At 44.5% G+C, this 16455-nt stretch carries 6 protein-coding genes, 12 tRNA genes and 3 rRNA genes; 3 read left to right on the forward strand and 18 right to left on the reverse strand.

The window, feature by feature from the left end; all coding sequences use genetic code 11:
* Nucleotides 1-350: 350 nt before the first annotated feature.
* From M0R79_RS06770 to M0R79_RS06840, 15 genes are all read right to left on the reverse strand, one after another.
* Nucleotides 351-434, reverse strand: a tRNA-Leu gene (locus M0R79_RS06770).
* Nucleotides 435-450: 16 nt separating this feature from the next.
* Nucleotides 451-522 (reverse strand) — tRNA-Cys (locus tag M0R79_RS06775).
* A gap of 23 nt (nucleotides 523-545) precedes the next feature.
* Nucleotides 546-617: transfer RNA gene (locus M0R79_RS06780), tRNA-Gln, on the reverse strand.
* 17 nt (nucleotides 618-634) lie between these two features.
* Nucleotides 635-707: transfer RNA gene (locus M0R79_RS06785), tRNA-His, on the reverse strand.
* A 13-nt stretch (nucleotides 708-720) separates the two neighbouring features.
* Nucleotides 721-791: transfer RNA gene (locus tag M0R79_RS06790), tRNA-Trp, on the reverse strand.
* A gap of 48 nt (nucleotides 792-839) precedes the next feature.
* Nucleotides 840-920 (reverse strand) — tRNA-Tyr (locus M0R79_RS06795).
* Between the two features lie 4 nt (nucleotides 921-924).
* Nucleotides 925-997, reverse strand: a tRNA-Phe gene (locus M0R79_RS06800).
* Between the two features lie 4 nt (nucleotides 998-1001).
* Nucleotides 1002-1074, reverse strand: a tRNA-Asp gene (locus M0R79_RS06805).
* Nucleotides 1075-1080: 6 nt separating this feature from the next.
* A tRNA-Val gene (locus M0R79_RS06810) sits at nucleotides 1081-1153 on the reverse strand.
* A gap of 19 nt (nucleotides 1154-1172) precedes the next feature.
* A tRNA-Glu gene (locus M0R79_RS06815) sits at nucleotides 1173-1244 on the reverse strand.
* An 86-nt stretch (nucleotides 1245-1330) separates the two neighbouring features.
* A tRNA-Ser gene (locus M0R79_RS06820) sits at nucleotides 1331-1419 on the reverse strand.
* A gap of 7 nt (nucleotides 1420-1426) precedes the next feature.
* Nucleotides 1427-1499 (reverse strand) — tRNA-Asn (locus M0R79_RS06825).
* Between the two features lie 16 nt (nucleotides 1500-1515).
* Nucleotides 1516-1631 (reverse strand): 5S ribosomal RNA (gene rrf / locus M0R79_RS06830).
* An 87-nt stretch (nucleotides 1632-1718) separates the two neighbouring features.
* Nucleotides 1719-4587, reverse strand: a 23S ribosomal RNA gene (locus M0R79_RS06835).
* Nucleotides 4588-4919: 332 nt separating this feature from the next.
* Nucleotides 4920-6466: ribosomal RNA gene (locus tag M0R79_RS06840) — 16S ribosomal RNA — on the reverse strand.
* Together the 16S, 23S and 5S rRNA genes with 12 tRNA genes alongside form the textbook arrangement of a ribosomal RNA operon.
* A 571-nt stretch (nucleotides 6467-7037) precedes the next feature.
* On the opposite strand from M0R79_RS06840, the gene gshAB reads away from it, so the two are divergent.
* A complete protein-coding gene (gene gshAB, locus M0R79_RS06845; protein WP_092572598.1) occupies nucleotides 7038-9335 on the forward strand; it encodes a bifunctional glutamate--cysteine ligase GshA/glutathione synthetase GshB in 2298 nt (765 codons plus the stop codon).
* A gap of 233 nt (nucleotides 9336-9568) precedes the next feature.
* On the opposite strand, the gene lplA is transcribed toward gshAB, so the two are convergent.
* On the reverse strand, nucleotides 9569-10576 hold the full coding sequence (lplA, locus tag M0R79_RS06850) for a lipoate--protein ligase (RefSeq protein WP_248415896.1): 1008 nt from the start codon (nucleotides 10574-10576) through the stop codon (nucleotides 9569-9571).
* A gap of 253 nt (nucleotides 10577-10829) precedes the next feature.
* On the opposite strand from lplA, the gene M0R79_RS06855 reads away from it, so the two are divergent.
* Both M0R79_RS06855 and M0R79_RS06860 read left to right on the forward strand, forming a co-directional pair.
* The gene (locus M0R79_RS06855; RefSeq protein ID WP_248415895.1) at nucleotides 10830-11822 is read left to right on the forward strand and encodes a hypothetical protein; all 993 of its coding nucleotides are present in this window, start codon (nucleotides 10830-10832) and stop codon (nucleotides 11820-11822) included.
* Between the two features lie 55 nt (nucleotides 11823-11877).
* Nucleotides 11878-12483, forward strand: a complete 606-nt coding sequence (locus M0R79_RS06860) for a thioredoxin family protein (RefSeq protein ID WP_248415894.1) — start codon at nucleotides 11878-11880, stop codon at nucleotides 12481-12483.
* Nucleotides 12484-12783: 300 nt separating this feature from the next.
* Here the strand turns inward: M0R79_RS06860 and M0R79_RS06865 are convergent, their stop codons facing one another.
* Nucleotides 12784-14250: an LPXTG cell wall anchor domain-containing protein gene (locus tag M0R79_RS06865; protein WP_248415893.1), complete on the reverse strand. Its 1467-nt coding sequence runs from the start codon at nucleotides 14248-14250 to the stop codon at nucleotides 12784-12786.
* A gap of 338 nt (nucleotides 14251-14588) precedes the next feature.
* The gene (locus M0R79_RS06870; protein WP_248415892.1) at nucleotides 14589-16388 is read right to left on the reverse strand and encodes a hypothetical protein; all 1800 of its coding nucleotides are present in this window, start codon (nucleotides 16386-16388) and stop codon (nucleotides 14589-14591) included.
* Nucleotides 16389-16455: the final 67 nt, after the last annotated feature.

The following is a 16455-nucleotide window of genomic DNA, read 5'->3' on the forward strand; positions in this document are numbered from 1 at the left end:
GATCATTCGGTCCAACTTTAGGGGGTCAGTACAGAGCTTGGTCTTTTTTTCAGCGCCTATTTAACGGAACAAGTACATCTTCAACGACAGATCTACCTGTAACAATCTTTCGCGATAATTTTTCAATCAATATGACCAAGTAGCAGATAACGTGTAACACCATAACCCCCGAAGCAGAAAAAGTCATCATTCAATCACAAAATGAATCAATAAAATATACTTACATAAAATAAGACGATAGAACCACTTCAATCACCTTTCATCGACTCAACAGTCTTTGACAAAGAGCCCTAAAAAAGAGCACCTCACTCATAAAAAGTGAAGTGCTCTAAAGCTTGATACAAAGCCAATACCGATGGTCGGGGTCGAACCGACACGCCCGTGAGGGCACAGGATTTTGAGTCCAGCGCGTCTGCCAATTCCGCCACATCGGCAAATTAATAAAGCAGAAGGCGGTAGTCGGATTTGAACCGACGAATCAAGGTTTTGCAGACCCATGCCTTACCACTTGGCTATACCGCCACATAAAAATATCAATGAAAAAACTGGGGTAGCTGGATTCGAACCAACGAATAACGGAGTCAAAGTCCGGTGCCTTACCGCTTGGCTATACCCCAATAATAATATTAAAAAGGGCGACTGATGGGAATCGAACCCACGAGTGTCGGTGCCACAAACCGATGCGTTAACCACTTCGCCACAATCGCCATAATGCACCAACAGGGATAGTAGGAATCGAACCCACATCAATGGTTTTGGAGACCATTGTTTTACCATTAAACTATATCCCTATTATACAGGGAAAGAAATGTAAATTCCCTACGATTCTTTAATATTAATGGAGGGGGGCAGATTCGAACTGCCGAACCCGAAGGAGCGGATTTACAGTCCGCCGCGTTTAGCCACTTCGCTACCCCTCCATGATGGCTTGGGACGGAATCGAACCGCCGACACCTTGAGCTTCAATCAAGTGCTCTACCAACTGAGCTACCAAGCCAATACGGTCCGGACGGGATTTGAACCCGCGATCTCCTGCGTGACAGGCAGGCATGTTAACCCCTACACCACCGGACCAATGAATGGAGGTTAACGGGATCGAACCGCTGACCCTCTGCTTGTAAGGCAGATGCTCTCCCAGCTGAGCTAAACCTCCAGGGAATATTAAATTCGTATAGTCCGTACGGGACTCGAACCCGTGTTACCGCCGTGAAAGGGCGGTGTCTTAACCACTTGACCAACGGACCAAAATAATAAGTAAGTGCCTCTGCTGAAGAATTCAAATAACTCTAACCTAAAGCACCATATATGACATAAAGACTGTTCATCTTTACGGAGAGTAAGGGATTCGAACCCTTGAGACGAAAGAATCGCCTACACGGTTTCCAACCGTGCTCCTTCAGCCAGCTCGGACAACTCTCCAAGCTTACTCCGCAAGCAGGGCTCGAACCTGCGACATCATGATTAACAGTCATGCGCTCTGCCAGCTGAGCTATTGCGGAATGAGAAAATTACCCTGCGCGGCAACGACCTACTCTCACAAGACCAAAGGTCCCACTACCATCGGCGCTAAGAAGCTTAACTGCTGTGTTCGAGATGGGAACAGGTGTGTCCTTCTTGCCCTCATCACCACACAGGTAATCTCTTCGCTGAGTGTCTAATCACTCAAAACTGAATATCAACCCTTCATCCAAATAATTCCCATCACTTCCCTCAAATCCGTGGTTAAGTCCTCGACCGATTAGTACTAGTCCGCTCCATACATCACTGTACGTCCACTCCTAGCCTATCTACCTGATCGTCTCTCAGGGGTCTTACGAATTGGGAAATCTCATCTTGAAGCTGGCTTCGCACTTAGATGCTTTCAGCGCTTATCCATCCCGCACATAGCTACCCAGCGATGCTCCTGGCGGAACAACTGGTACACCAGCGGTGCGTCCATCCCGGTCCTCTCGTACTAAGGATAGCTCTTCTCAAATTTCCAACGCCCGCGACGGATAGGGACCGAACTGTCTCACGACGTTCTGAACCCAGCTCGCGTACCGCTTTAATGGGCGAACAGCCCAACCCTTGGGACCGACTTCAGCCCCAGGATGCGATGAGCCGACATCGAGGTGCCAAACCTCCCCGTCGATGTGAACTCTTGGGGGAGATAAGCCTGTTATCCCCAGGGTAGCTTTTATCCGTTGAGCGATGGCCCTTCCATACGGTACCACCGGATCACTAAGCCCGACTTTCGTCCCTGCTCGACCTGTCTGTCTCGCAGTCAAGCTCCCTTCTGCCTTTGCACTCTGCGAATGATTTCCAACCATTCTGAGGGAACCTTTGGGCGCCTCCGTTACACTTTAGGAGGCGACCGCCCCAGTCAAACTGCCCACCTGACACTGTCTTCCGTTTCTTTAACGCGAGTTAGAGGGGTCATTCACCAAGGGTAGTATCCCACCAGCGCCTCCATGTAGACTAACGTCCACACTTCATTGGCTCCTACCTATCCTGTACATGGTCAACAAACACTCAATATCAAGCTACAGTAAAGCTCCATGGGGTCTTTCCGTCCTGTCGCGGGTAACCGGCATCTTCACCGGTACTATAATTTCACCGAGTCTCTCGTTGAGACAGTGCCCAAATCGTTACGCCTTTCGTGCGGGTCGGAACTTACCCGACAAGGAATTTCGCTACCTTAGGACCGTTATAGTTACGGCCGCCGTTTACTGGGGCTTCAATTCGCACCTTCGCTTGCGCTAAGCGCTCCTCTTAACCTTCCAGCACCGGGCAGGCGTCAGCCCCTATACATCACCTTACGGTTTAGCAGAGACCTGTGTTTTTGATAAACAGTCGCTTGGGCCTATTCACTGCGGCTGACGTCAGTCAGCACCCCTTCTCCCGAGGTTACGGGGTCATTTTGCCGAGTTCCTTAACGAGAGTTCTCTCGATCACCTGAGTGTGCTCCACTCGACTACCTGTGTCGGTTTGCGGTACGGGTTACCATTTATTCGCTAGAAGGTTTTCTCGACAGTGTGGCTAGTTCCCTTCGCTACTTCATTTCACTCCCGGTCACAACTCAATGTTACAATGAGAAGCCTTTTACTCCTCATCCACCTCGTTGCTTCGACATCCTCTTCCATCCGGATGCGGAACATTACCTCCTGTGTCACTCCATCACTCAATCACAAATGATAAGTACAGGAATCTCTACCTGTTGGCCATCGCTTACACCACTCGGCTTCAGCTTAGGTCCCGACTAACCCAGGGCGGACGAGCCTTCCCCTGGAAACCTGAGTCATTCGGTGGACGGGATTCTCACCCGTCTTGCGCTACTCATACCGGCATTCTCACTTCTATACGCTCCACGACTCCTTACGGTATCGCTTCGCCGCCTATAGAACGCTCTCCTACCACTCATCTTACGATGAATCCACAGCTTCGGTATACTGTTTAGCCCCGGTACATTTTCGGCGCAGGGTCACTCGACTAGTGAGCTATTACGCACTCTTTCAAGGATGGCTGCTTCTGAGCCAACCTCCTAGTTGTCTAGGCAACCCCACATCCTTTGCCACTTAACAGTAATTTAGGGACCTTAGCTGGTGGGCTGGGCTGTTTCCCTTTCGACTACGGATCTTAGCACTCGCAGTCTGACTCCCAAAGATACGTCTATGGCATTCGGAGTTTATCTGGATTCAGTAAGTCGATAGACCCCCTAGTCCAAACAGTGCTCTACCTCCACGACGCTTACTTTGAGGCTATACCTAAATATATTTCGGAGAGAACCAGCTATCTCCAAGTTCGATTGGAATTTCTCCGCTACCCACACGTCATCCGAACACTTTTCAACGTGTTTCGGTTCGGTCCTCCAGTGTGTTTCACCACACCTTCAACCTGCACATGGGTAGGTCACTTGGTTTCGGGTCGATAACACCTGACTGTCGCCCTCTTCAGACTCGCTTTCGCTACGGCTCCGTTTCTTCAACTTAACCTTGCCAACTATCATCACTCGCCGGTCCATTCTACAAAAGGTACGCCATCACCCCTTAACGGGCTCTGACTACTTGTAAGCACACGGTTTCAGGTTCTTTTCACTCCCCTCCCGGGGTGCTTTTCACCTTTCCCTCACGGTACTGGTTCACTATCGGTCACTAGGGAGTATTTAGCCTTACCAGATGGTCCTGGTCGCTTCCGACGGGATTCCTCGTGTCCCGCCGTACTCAGGATCCTCCCGGGGAGGTTACAGTTTCACCTACGGGGTTCTCACCCTCTTTGACTGACTTTCCCAAGTCATTCGGTTACTGCGTCCTCTCCCGTATGGGAGTCCTACTACCCCATGGTGCATGCACCATGGTTTGGGCTCTTCCCCGTTCGCTCGCCGCTACTTAGGGAATCGATGTTTCTTTCTCTTCCTGCAGGTACTTAGATGTTTCAGTTCTCTGCGTTTACCTCACTTGCGTGTCACAACCTTCAGTTGTGGGGTTCCCCCATTCGGAAATCTCCGGATCAAAGCTTACTTACAGCTCCCCGAAGCATATCGGTGTTCGTCCCGTCCTTCATCGGCTCCTAGTGCCAAGGCATTCACCGTGCGCCCTTGGTTACTTAACCACTCTTTCGCGCTCTTGGTTTGTTATACTTTCGTACAACTCGGTTTATTTCTCGGTTCATTATCTAGAAATTATTTGCCATAAATTATGCTCGCATCGAGACACAATCTATGGTGTGTTTGATATTCAGTTTTCAATGATCAAACAATTTTAAACAAGCCACCCCCCCCCCCCCCCCCCCCCCCCCCCCCCCCCCCCCCCCCCCCCCCCCCCCCCCCCCTCAGGGGCCCCCGCTACTACAGGCCCAAATAGTTGAGCGATTCTCTATACATTGTAGAGTGAAAGCTCACTCAAAACTAAACAAAGACAGCCACTTGTTTCCAAGCTCCTTAGAAAGGAGGTGATCCAGCCGCACCTTCCGATACGGCTACCTTGTTACGACTTCACCCCAATCATCTGTCCCACCTTCGACGGCTCCCTCCCTAAGGTTAGGCCACCGGCTTCGGGTGTTACAAACTCTCGTGGTGTGACGGGCGGTGTGTACAAGACCCGGGAACGTATTCACCGTGGCGTGCTGATCCACGATTACTAGCGATTCCGGCTTCATGTTCTCGAGTTGCAGAGAACAATCCGAACTGAGAATGGCTTTAAGAGATTCGCTTGCTCTCACGAGGTCGCTGCTCGTTGTACCATCCATTGTAGCACGTGTGTAGCCCAGGTCATAAGGGGCATGATGATTTGACGTCATCCCCACCTTCCTCCGGTTTGTCACCGGCAGTCTCATTAGAGTCCCCATCTCAATGCTGGTAACTAATGATAAGGGTTGCGCTCGTTGCGGGACTTAACCCAACATCTCACGACACGAGCTGACGACAACCATGCACCACCTGTCTCGCTGTCCCGAAGGATTTCGCTTATCTCTAAGCTATGCAGCGGATGTCAAGACCTGGTAAGGTTCTTCGCGTTGCTTCGAATTAAACCACATGCTCCACCGCTTGTGCGGGTCCCCGTCAATTCCTTTGAGTTTCAGCCTTGCGGCCGTACTCCCCAGGCGGAATGTTTATTGCGTTAACGCCAGCACTGAGGGGTGGAAGCCCCCCAACACTTAACATTCATCGTTTACAGCGTGGACTACCAGGGTATCTAATCCTGTTCGCTCCCCACGCTTTCGAGCCTCAGTGTCAGTGTCAGACCAGAAAGTCGCCTTCGCCACTGGTGTTCCTCCATATATCTACGCATTTCACCGCTACACATGGAATTCCACTTTCCTCTTCTGCACTCAAGTGACCCAGTTTCCAATGACCTTCCACGGTTGAGCCGTGGGCTTTCACATCAGACTTAAGCCACCACCTGCGCTCCCTTTACGCCCAATAAATCCGGACAACGCTTGCCACCTACGTATTACCGCGGCTGCTGGCACGTAGTTAGCCGTGGCTTTCTGGTTAGATACCGTCAAGTCCTGTACAGTTAATACAGGATGGTTCTTCTCTAACAACAGTGCTTTACGGACCGAAGTCCTTCTTCACACACGCGGCGTTGCTCCGTCAGACTTGCGTCCATTGCGGAAGATTCCCTACTGCTGCCTCCCGTAGGAGTTTGGGCCGTGTCTCAGTCCCAATGTGGCCGATTACCCTCTCAGGTCGGCTATGCATCATCGCCTTGGTAAGCCGTTACCTTACCAACTAGCTAATGCACCGCGGGACCATCCTTTAGTGATAGCAAAACCATCTTTCCCCAATGAGTCAGGCGACTCACTGGCCTATGCGGTATTAGCATCCGTTTCCGAATGTTATCCCCCGCTAAAGGGCAGGTTTCCCACGTGTTACTCACCCGTTCGCCACTCACGCGGAAGAAGCAAGCTCCTTCTTTGTGCGTTCGACTTGCATGTATTAGGCACGCCGCCAGCGTTCGTCCTGAGCCAGGATCAAACTCTCATGAAAGATTGTTTGAGTCTTTACTCAATTCAATACTGACTGTGTGATACCAGGTTTAGACTGGGGTATCGCCAGTGTCTCGAATTTATATTCGGGGGTGTTCATAATGAACCCCTATTACAAGTTTGGTGTGTCTTTGTTCAGTTTTCAATGAGCTTTCGTGCGCCACTGTCCTCATCAAGGGGTTGTGACGCAACTATTACATCATACCATCGAGCGATGACTTTGTCAACAAGTTTTTTAATTTATTTTAAAATTTCTTGTGGACTTTTCTCTCGATGTAAGCGCTACATTGTTTGGTGTAGCGACATTTAATATATTATCATCTTCTCTAAGTTTAGTCAATATATTTCTTAAATATTTTAAAGAAATTATTTTCTTAACTAACCGATCAGATTGACAGTCGCTCTTAGCGACAAGTAATAATATAGCATGGTCCTCTTTGGCCTGTCAACACCTATTTTGCTTTTTATCTTGTTTTTCTGATTTTTTAGGCTTATGCTATTGCTTACGAACGCTTTTATTCTCTTTTATAGGCTTTTAGTTTATAATCGAGACAGTTAGGAGGACTTATATTATGAGACGTTTTGATCCATTATTTACGGAAGCGGATCTCCTTGAATTATGGCAAAGTACCATAGGGATAGAAAGAGAGACCCTCCGGATTAAAGAAGATGGACAGATTGCCAAGACTCCCCACTCTAGTCATTGGGGAGATCGCGCTTATCATCCTTATATTCAAACCGATTTCGCCGAAAGTCAGCTAGAATTTATCACTCCGCCCGCGAAGGATAGTCAGGAAGTTATGGCCTGGTTGGCTGCCATCCATCAAATAGCTGCCCAAGAAAATGACCAGCAAGCGGAGTGGATGTGGCCATATTCGACACCCCCTGCCGTCCCGACTGATGGCAAGTTAAAAGTGGCCCAGCTATCAAATCCAGCTGATGTTCACTACCGCGAACACTTAGCAAAATTCTATGGGGTGGATGTTCAACTGCTCTCAGGCATTCATTATAATTTCCAAATCAATCCTCGAGTTCTGGCCAACAAAATAAGTCCCGATGCTGATGCCATCGCGGTGACCAATAAGATTTATGCCAAATTGGGACGGAATTACTTACGTTATCGTTGGATCTTAACCTATTTATTAGGCGCGGCCCCTTTTGTGCCAGGAACTTATCAAACTAAACTTTACGGCAAGCCGAGTCAACAACCGATGCGCTCAGTTCGCTTGAGTCGTTATGGCTATATGAATGACCCGAAAGTCAAGATTCGTTATGATCAATTCGAACATTTCGTTGATGATTTGGAACAAGCCGTCGAGGATGGTTTACTTTCTGAAGAGAAAGAACTCTATGCTGACGTGCGTTTCAAGCAATCCAAACCCGTTCGCAAGTTGATGGAACGGGGCATCGATTATATCGAGTTACGTAATTTTGACTTGAATCCTTTTGCCCCTTATGGGATTAGTCAAGAGGATATCGATTTCGTTAAATTATTTGTGATTACTTTAATCCTCCTACCCGACGTTCATTCCCAAGAAGCAGTGGACCAAGGTAACCAATTAAATCTAGCTATCGCTGAGGCTGATCCACTAGCACCCCATCAACAGGACAATGAGGTGGGTTGGTTCTTCCAAGAGATGAAGTATCTGACTCAGATTATTGATCAAGAATTGCAGACAAATTACTTAGAGCTGGTTGAAGCCAAAGAAAGACAAATGAGTCAGCCAGAACAAACTCTAGCTGGTCGCTTGCATCAGTTATATCAAGATCAAGCTGGCATGGTTGAGCATGGATTAGCCATGGCTAAAGACCATCAAGAAGTCTACCTAGAACGACCTTACCTATTGCACGGCTTTGAAGCTTTGGAGATTTCGACCCAAGATGTAATTAAAGAAGCCATCCGCCTTGGCCTAGAAGTAGAAATTATTGATCCGGCAGAAAATCTGATTAAACTTCAACACCAAGACCATTTCGAATATATTCGTAAAGGAAATATGACGGCTTATGATAGCCTGATCTCATACTTCTTAATGGAAAATAAAGTCGCGACCAAAAAGATTCTAGAAAATGCCGGCATCCATACACCGCGCTCAGAAAACTTTTCGCAGATTGAATTGGCTAAAGCCTACTATCCTAGTATTCAAGACAAGGCCTTTGTGATCAAACCTAAATCTACCAATTACGGTTTGGGCATTAGTATTTTTAACCAGGGGGCGAGTCGGGAAGATTACGAAGCTGGCTTGAAGGTAGCCTTTAAAGAGGACAAGGAAGTCTTAATCGAAGAATTTATTGAAGGAACAGAATATCGCTTCTATGTCCAAGGGGATGAAGTCAAAGCTATCTGCCAACGCCAACCCGCCCATGTGATTGGTGATGGTCAGCACACCGTCGACCAATTGATCGACCAAGAAAATCAACATCCGCTCCGTGGCCCGCAACACAAGGCACCCATGACCTTATTAGCAAAAGGCGACATTGAACGGATGCAATTGCACCAACAAGGTTTAGACTTCAATTCAATTCCCGACCCAGATCAAATCGTCTATTTGCGTCGGAATACCAATGTCTCTACCGGTGGCATTTCTATTGACCGGACGGACGATACTGATCCATCCTATAAAGACTTGGCGGTAAAAGCCAGTCAAGCTTTGGGCGCCTTCTTCTGCGGGGTCGATTTGATTATTCCCGATCGGACGGTCCCAGCCGACCAAAGTAAATATGGCATTATTGAAGCAAATTTCAATCCAGCGATGATGATTCACCGCTTTGTCGGCCGGGGTCAGGTCCGTTATCTTGGCCTAGAAGTGATTAAAGCCCTCTTCCCTGAACTTAAAATGACCGACAATGAACACACGACTTTCCCAGCATAAATCAAACACTTTAGCAAAAAAGCACTTGAATGATTCACTGATTTAGTGTAATCATCCAAGTGCTATTTTTGTGCCTATTGGCTGTTAAAAAATATTTCAGCATCCGTCCTTAAATAGCTCGCCAATTAAATCAACTGAGCGCTTTTTCAGCAAGAATTAACTAATGACAACTTCTCCTAAAATCTTATAATCAGCCACAAGTCTAAAACAGTGCTAGCCAGCCAGCAAACTGACTAATCAAAAATAAGGCTAACCAATTCTTCTGCGGTAACTTGACCTAGATAATGCTGTAAATTAATCTGTTCGAAGGTTTCTTTAAGAGCCTGCCGTTCATAACGCACGCCGACCAATTGGGCTTCCAATTCATGGATGTCACCTAGACCAAAGAAATCACCATAGATTTTAGCTTCTTTAATCCGTCCTTCTGAAATGTTAAAGCGTAAGTCGACCAAACCAAAAGGAAATTTACGGGCATGAGCTACGTCAAAATCAGGCGATTGACCATAGTTCCAGTCCCAATTGCCAAAACGTTCTTGGCGAATTTCTTCGACTTTGGCCCAATCTTCTTCAGTCAGATGATATTCAGGCACGTCTTGACGACGGTCGACCTTGAAGATAGCTAATAATAACTTGTCACGAAATTCTTCAGTCGTCAGACTTTGATATTCAGCATCGACAAAGGGTTTGATATTGGTAACCCTTGAGCGAATCGACTTAATGCCTTTGGAGGTCATCTTTTCTTGACGCGGTTTCAAGGCATGGGTAACTTCTTCTAAATCGGCGTCGAATAGAATCGTTCCATGGGCCGTCATTCGACCATCTTTAGCATACATGGCGTTACCCGAGAACTTCTTGCCATCAATCAACAAGTCATTCCGCCCTTGCAGTTCTGCCCCGATGGCCCCCATATGATGCAGAGCTTCAATCACAGGCTTCGTAAAGGAAGCAAAATCACGGAAAGAACCGTCATCATCTTTAATAAAACAGAACGAGAAATTGCCACGGTCATGGTATACAGCGCCGCCCCCTGACATCCGGCGCACTACTCGAATCCCCTTCTTTTCGACATAAGCTTGATTGATTTCTTCTAATGTGTTCTGATTGCGACCAACGATGATTGATGGATCGTTGATATAGAATAATAAAATCGGTTCATCAACCAATTTATTCTCGACCAAGTAAGTCTCCAAAGCAATATTCACACTGGCATCGTAGTTATTCTGATTGTCGACAAAAATCATAAACTTCCCCCTATAAACTTATTAACTTAGGTCAAGTAAATAATCAGCGGATCTAAATATAATACCCTTCTCTTATTTGCTTCATCCTAACTGCCTAAGTATAGCATGATTCAATCTGTTTTCAAAAATATCGCACTTAGGTTACAATATGATTAAATCAGCATGATATAAGTAAAAATAAGAACGTTTTCTCTAAATTTTTGGTATGATAAAGATATACAATCGCATTGGATTAGAAAGAAAGGAATCATCTATGAAGAAGACCCCAATTTTAATTAGCCTGTTGGGGCTAGGTCTATTCCTTAATAGCCCGCTACAGGGTACGGTTCTGGCCCAGACAGAGACTCAAACGCTAGCCAGTCCGTCCAAATCAGCCGATAAAAAAGAAGAAATGAGTGCCCTCAGAAAGGGACTCATCGAAGTCATTGATTTAATTCGTCAAGACCATCCAGAAATTGTCGTGACCGACTTAGACATTCACCGACATCAATTCACTGATAAGTATGTCTACCGGGTGGGTGCTACAACCGCCACTTACGAATATGAAGCGATCTACTATGATGGTGACTTCAGTCTGAACTCCCAACCGATTGCTGAAGATCGACAAGCTACGGTACTCGAATTGATTAATAAGCGCAATGAGCGTCTAGACGATCGCTTAAACTGTGATATGGTGACCAACCTGATGCGCAAACATTTCAAAAAAGCTAAAATCACTGATTGGCACTTCGACGATAATCGATTCGAAAGTCCAAAAGAACCGATAACGCCAATCAAAAATCAAGTGGCTGAAAGTAGCGAAGAACAAGAGGAAATCCCTGAGATGGATATCTTCTGGATCGTTGATTTAATCGAAGGCAACCTCAAATTTCGGGTTAAAGTCGATGCCTTTACGGGTGAATTCGTCAAACTCGACAGCTATGCCAATTATGAAATAGATACCGTCGCCAGTCGGATTAATTATTACAAACAATTCTATGAAGGCAATACGACACCAACCGATGACACCATTATTATCGAAACACCGCAACCTGAACCACCAGCTAGCACAAGCACAGAAACGACTGAATCAAGTTCTGAATCCTCTACTTCTGAACCGCCAGAAACAGAAAGTACAACTGAATCTCCAAGTGAAACTAGTCCAGAAACGGAAGAACCCGAACCAGACCAAGATAAAACTAACAACACCATTCAGAGCAAAGAACGAAGTGGTCCACAAAGTTTAGAAATCGAGACGCCGTCATAGACACTATGGCGGCTTTTCTATATACTAAGGACAAATATAGAAAAGAGGCAAACAGATGAAACGATGGACACAAGCCCTATGCCTGATGGTCTGCGGCACCACCTTGGTCAGCCCAATGCTTAATAATACCAATCAAATTGAGGCTAAAGAGCAAAGTACAACAGAAGAAAGCCAAAACAATTCCGACCAAGTCGTCGAAATTGACCCAGAAACTAAATTCTTACAAATGACGGCCGAAGATAAAGCAAAAGCTTATGAGAAACTCGACCAAATCGAGCTAACAAGTCAAGAAATCAAACCAGTCCCCAAATATTCTCAAGTTAAAGCGATTCATTCCGCCGAAGAATATCAACGCTTAATTGATCAATCTAAAGAAAAGCCAGTCATTATCTATTTAGGCTTCGATGAATGCCCTTATTGTCGGGCTTTCCTGCCTAAACTGAATCACTTGGCTCAGGAATTAAATTTAGACATTCATTATTACAATACGACTGACCGTGAAAAGGATGAAAATTTCGCTGACGTGGTTAATTTCTTTAAAGTTCAGACCGTTCCCCACACTTTCATCATCCAAAAAGGCAAAGTCATTGATCAAATTGATAATAACAACACGATGAAAGAGATTGAAGCCTTCTTAATATCTTTCAAAGATTTGAAATAATAAAAGACCCTCAGCAAGAGAAAAGCCAAGTATGGTAAATCAACCACACAAATCCCAAGCTTGTTGAGGGTTTTACTTTGATTAAATAATAAACAAAGTAGTTAATGAATGACTTAATTTTCGCCTAATAATTTAATTAGTTTCACTTTATGATTGCAATATTCAATGCTCGATAAGAAACAGGACAAAAAATAGTTCACTGATCTTCCATAGCTCACCAATAGTCTTTGACAAAGAGCCAAAAAAGACATTAAAAAAGAGCGCTGGCGAACCAGCACTCTAAACTTAAATTTTATTTAATTAGTCTTCTTTAGAGAATTTAGGAGCAACTAGACCTAAACCAGCTAAGATAGATAATGCAGCAGCACCGAAGATAGCGTAAGTAGAAGCTTCACCAGTTTCTGGTAATTTAGCGTCAGATTTCTTGTCTTCTTTCTTTTCTACTTTCTTACCATCTTCAGAACCTTCTTTATCGGTACCTTTTACTGTAGTTGTTTCTTCTTCAGTTGTAGTTTCAGGTTCTGGATCTTCTGTTTTACCGTTGATTGCATCACGGATAGCTTGTGCTTCTGCAGAATCTTTACCGTATTGTTCTTCAGCTTTCTTCAAAGCATCCTCTAATTCTTTAGAAGTTTTACCAGTAATTTCTTTAACAATATCTTGTTGTTCTTTAGTAATATTAATTAAGCTTGGATCAGTTGAGTTAGCTTTTGAACCTACTACTAATTCATGTAGGTTTTGTTCGTAATATGCTTTGTCTTTATATAATTTAGAAAGAGCAGCTTTCTTTTCTGCAGCTTTCAATTGAGCACTTGCCAATGCTTTTTGAGCAGCATCATGGTCAGCTTCAGCTGAAACTAGAGCAGCTTTAGTATCGATAACATTTTGTTCAGCTTTTTTAAGAGCAGCTTCAGCATCTGCAACACGTTTTTCAGCAGCAGTAATCTTAGCATCTACTCCGTAAACATCACTAACATTATATTTACGTTCTAAGTCTGCTAATTTAGTAGTTAATTCAGCATTAGCAGCAGATACAGCTGAATCATGTTTAGATTGAGCAGCATCCATAGCGTTTTGACGTTCGTTTTTCTTTTGTTCCATTGCATTACGAGCGGCTGTTAAATCAGCATAAGCTTGTTGTTCTTGAGCTTGTAATTCAGCAATTACATCAGCAGGAGCAGCAGGATCTTGAGCTTGAGCTTCAGTTAGTTTTTGAGCAACAACATCATATGCTGTTTTAGCAGCTGCAGCAGCATTTTCTTCATCAATACCGATTGAAGCAGCTTCTGCTTTTTCAGTTTCTAATACTTGAGCAGCAACATCAACTTTTTGATCACATGCTTGTTCTAAAGCTGCTTTTTGAGTTGTATATTCACCATATGAAGCTTTAAGGTCGTTCAAAGCTTGTTCAGCGTTAGCTTTTTCAATTTTAGCAGCTTCTAATTTTTTCATAGCAGCAGCATAATCAGCTTTAGCAACTTCGTAATCTGCTGCTTTCTTTTCAGCATCTTTCTTAGCAGCAGCTAATTCAGCATCAGCCTCTTCAACAGCTTTAGTTGCTTCAGGAATAGCTAAACGAGTTGTTTCGATTTTTCCAGCTAATTCTTTTAATAATTTAGCATAAGTTTCTTGAGAAACATTTACTAGAGTTTGATATTCAACATTATCGTTATCTTTGTAATATGCGTTAGCAGCAGGAACGACAACAGTAGCTAAAGACATAGCTGTAGCTGAAACAGCTACTAATTTAACTAATGATTTTTTCATTATAATTTTCCTCCTATAGAAAAACCTAATTATTTTTATAAAACCTAAGCGACAATCCGACCGGTAAGTCTACCACTTATTCAGAAAGCTTTTAATTTCTAAAAGTTTTCTTAAGTTTTACCATGGATATCATATCGATTTCTTTAACATTTGTCAAACATTCAACCAATTAGATATCAAATTGTAACACTTCTGCAATAAACCAACCTGACTGTGAAACCTAGCAATCTTGTGTTTGTAGGGGCTTTCCCCTAACCACAACTATATTATAGCAGAGTCTTTAAAAATTGCAAGGACTTTCTTAAGATTTCTTAAACTTTTCTTAAATATTTAAAATATTATGGTTCATAGTAAAGTAAATCGAATTGTTTGCTGTTGAGATCTTCTACTACTTCAATGTTCTTCATAGCCTTATCTTCAAAACTGGTCCAAACATAGCGAATTTGTTGAGTGTCCGGTTTAAATTCGACGATGGTTGGGTCGCCTAACTTTTTGCTGATGTTGTTATAAATTTGAGCATTATCTTCAGCAAGGTTATATAAATCATCCACTTTCAATGGGAAGACATCAAAGAGTCGAGCGGTTCGGTTATCCGTCTTAATTTCTTGGATCTTACCAGATTCGGTTTCAGAGATAACTTGAATGTAAAGGACCTTGTCATCGGCAATGGCCAAATATTTCTGAGTCGTACTTGAGCCGGCTTCACTTTCAACGGTTGGCTGACCTAACCAAGATTGAACGGTCTCCCGATTGACTTCTTGTCCTTCTTTGATGCTAGCCATCATCGTTTCGAAGCCTTGACGTAAACTACCCACCCCTAAAAGTTTGCTTTCATCATAGCTAAAGTCTAAAGGCACTTGACTGAGGATTGGATGATTGCTTTGGTCCACAGTCTCTTCGGCTGAGCTTTCTTCCGCAGATGATGAATCTTCTGACATTTCTTCTTGACTGTCTATACTTTCATCACTGGTTTCATCGTCTTGACTTTCATCGCTGTTGAGTTCACTTGCTTCGCTAGATTCGCTGGTTAGCTCATCTGGATTACCAATCAGGAAGGTCGTCATCTGTTGACCTAAGCCACTATCTTCTTCAGTAGTAGGAGATGTGGCGGTCGACACCATTCCCCCGATAACATTCAACCACATAAAGTCTTGAGCTTCATCACGAACATGAGGCACGACGATACTATCTAAAGCCAATCCTTGATCGACATGGTGACTAAGACCCACCACCGGTAGATTCATGTCAGCTAATTCTTCCACCATGGTCTCACCTGAACTTAATTGAGCCGCCTCTGATTCATCGATGGCTCGACTTTCAGCTTGATCTTCTTGAACTAAACTGATTGCTTGTAAACTACTATCAACAAAGACAAATTGCAAACGAATTGGAGCTGGAGTGTCTTGGCCGTAATAATAAGTTAGGAGTGAATATTCACCCATCTCTTCCAATTCACCTGGGGTTTGAACGCCAGTCGTCACAACGGGGCTTTCAGTGTCGGCTTCTTCAGATTCACTGCCTGTCGCTTCGCCTTCAATTAAATAGGTTTCGAAATCGGCTTGGACATCAGAAAGTAATGAATTCATTGGATCCATGCTATCGAAATTATAAGTAGCTAGAGCATATTGATAATCTTCAAAAGCGCGGGCAAAGATTGGGTCTTGCAAAGAATCTTGAACAATGGCTGGCCAATCTAACTCACTTTGCACTTCAGTAGTTTCTTCAGGTTTAGGATCGGTAATTGAAATTGGTGGCGTTGAATGGTCGACATCATTGGGTGCAGGCGGGTAAACCGGTTGCGGATAAATAGGTGCTGGTGTATGTTGCGTCCCTTCGGTTGATTTTTGTGTTGACTCGGATGACGCCTGGCTGGATTCAGCCGAACTTTCCGAACTAGAATTTTGCGGCGGATCGGTTGGTGTTTCTGAACTACTTGAATCAGCAGGGGGCGTTTCTGATGGATTGCCTGGGTCTGGATCACCTGTTTGGCCATCATCAGGCGTATTATCAGCTTGATTTGGTACAGTGGTATTGTCACCAGCACCTTCGTCTTCTCGGGCCCAAGCTGGGGCAATTGCGGTAGCCAAGAGCAATTGACTACTTAGACAGGCTAGGATGAGTCGTTTCATTTTGTTCATTGTTTGTTCTCCTTTTTTCTATATAAATATATCGGCTTTTGTCTGATTATATCAAATCTCGACGCGA

This window comes from Ignavigranum ruoffiae, from assembly GCF_023195815.2.
In the GTDB taxonomy this organism is placed as follows: Bacteria; Bacillota; Bacilli; order Lactobacillales; family Aerococcaceae; genus Ignavigranum; species Ignavigranum ruoffiae.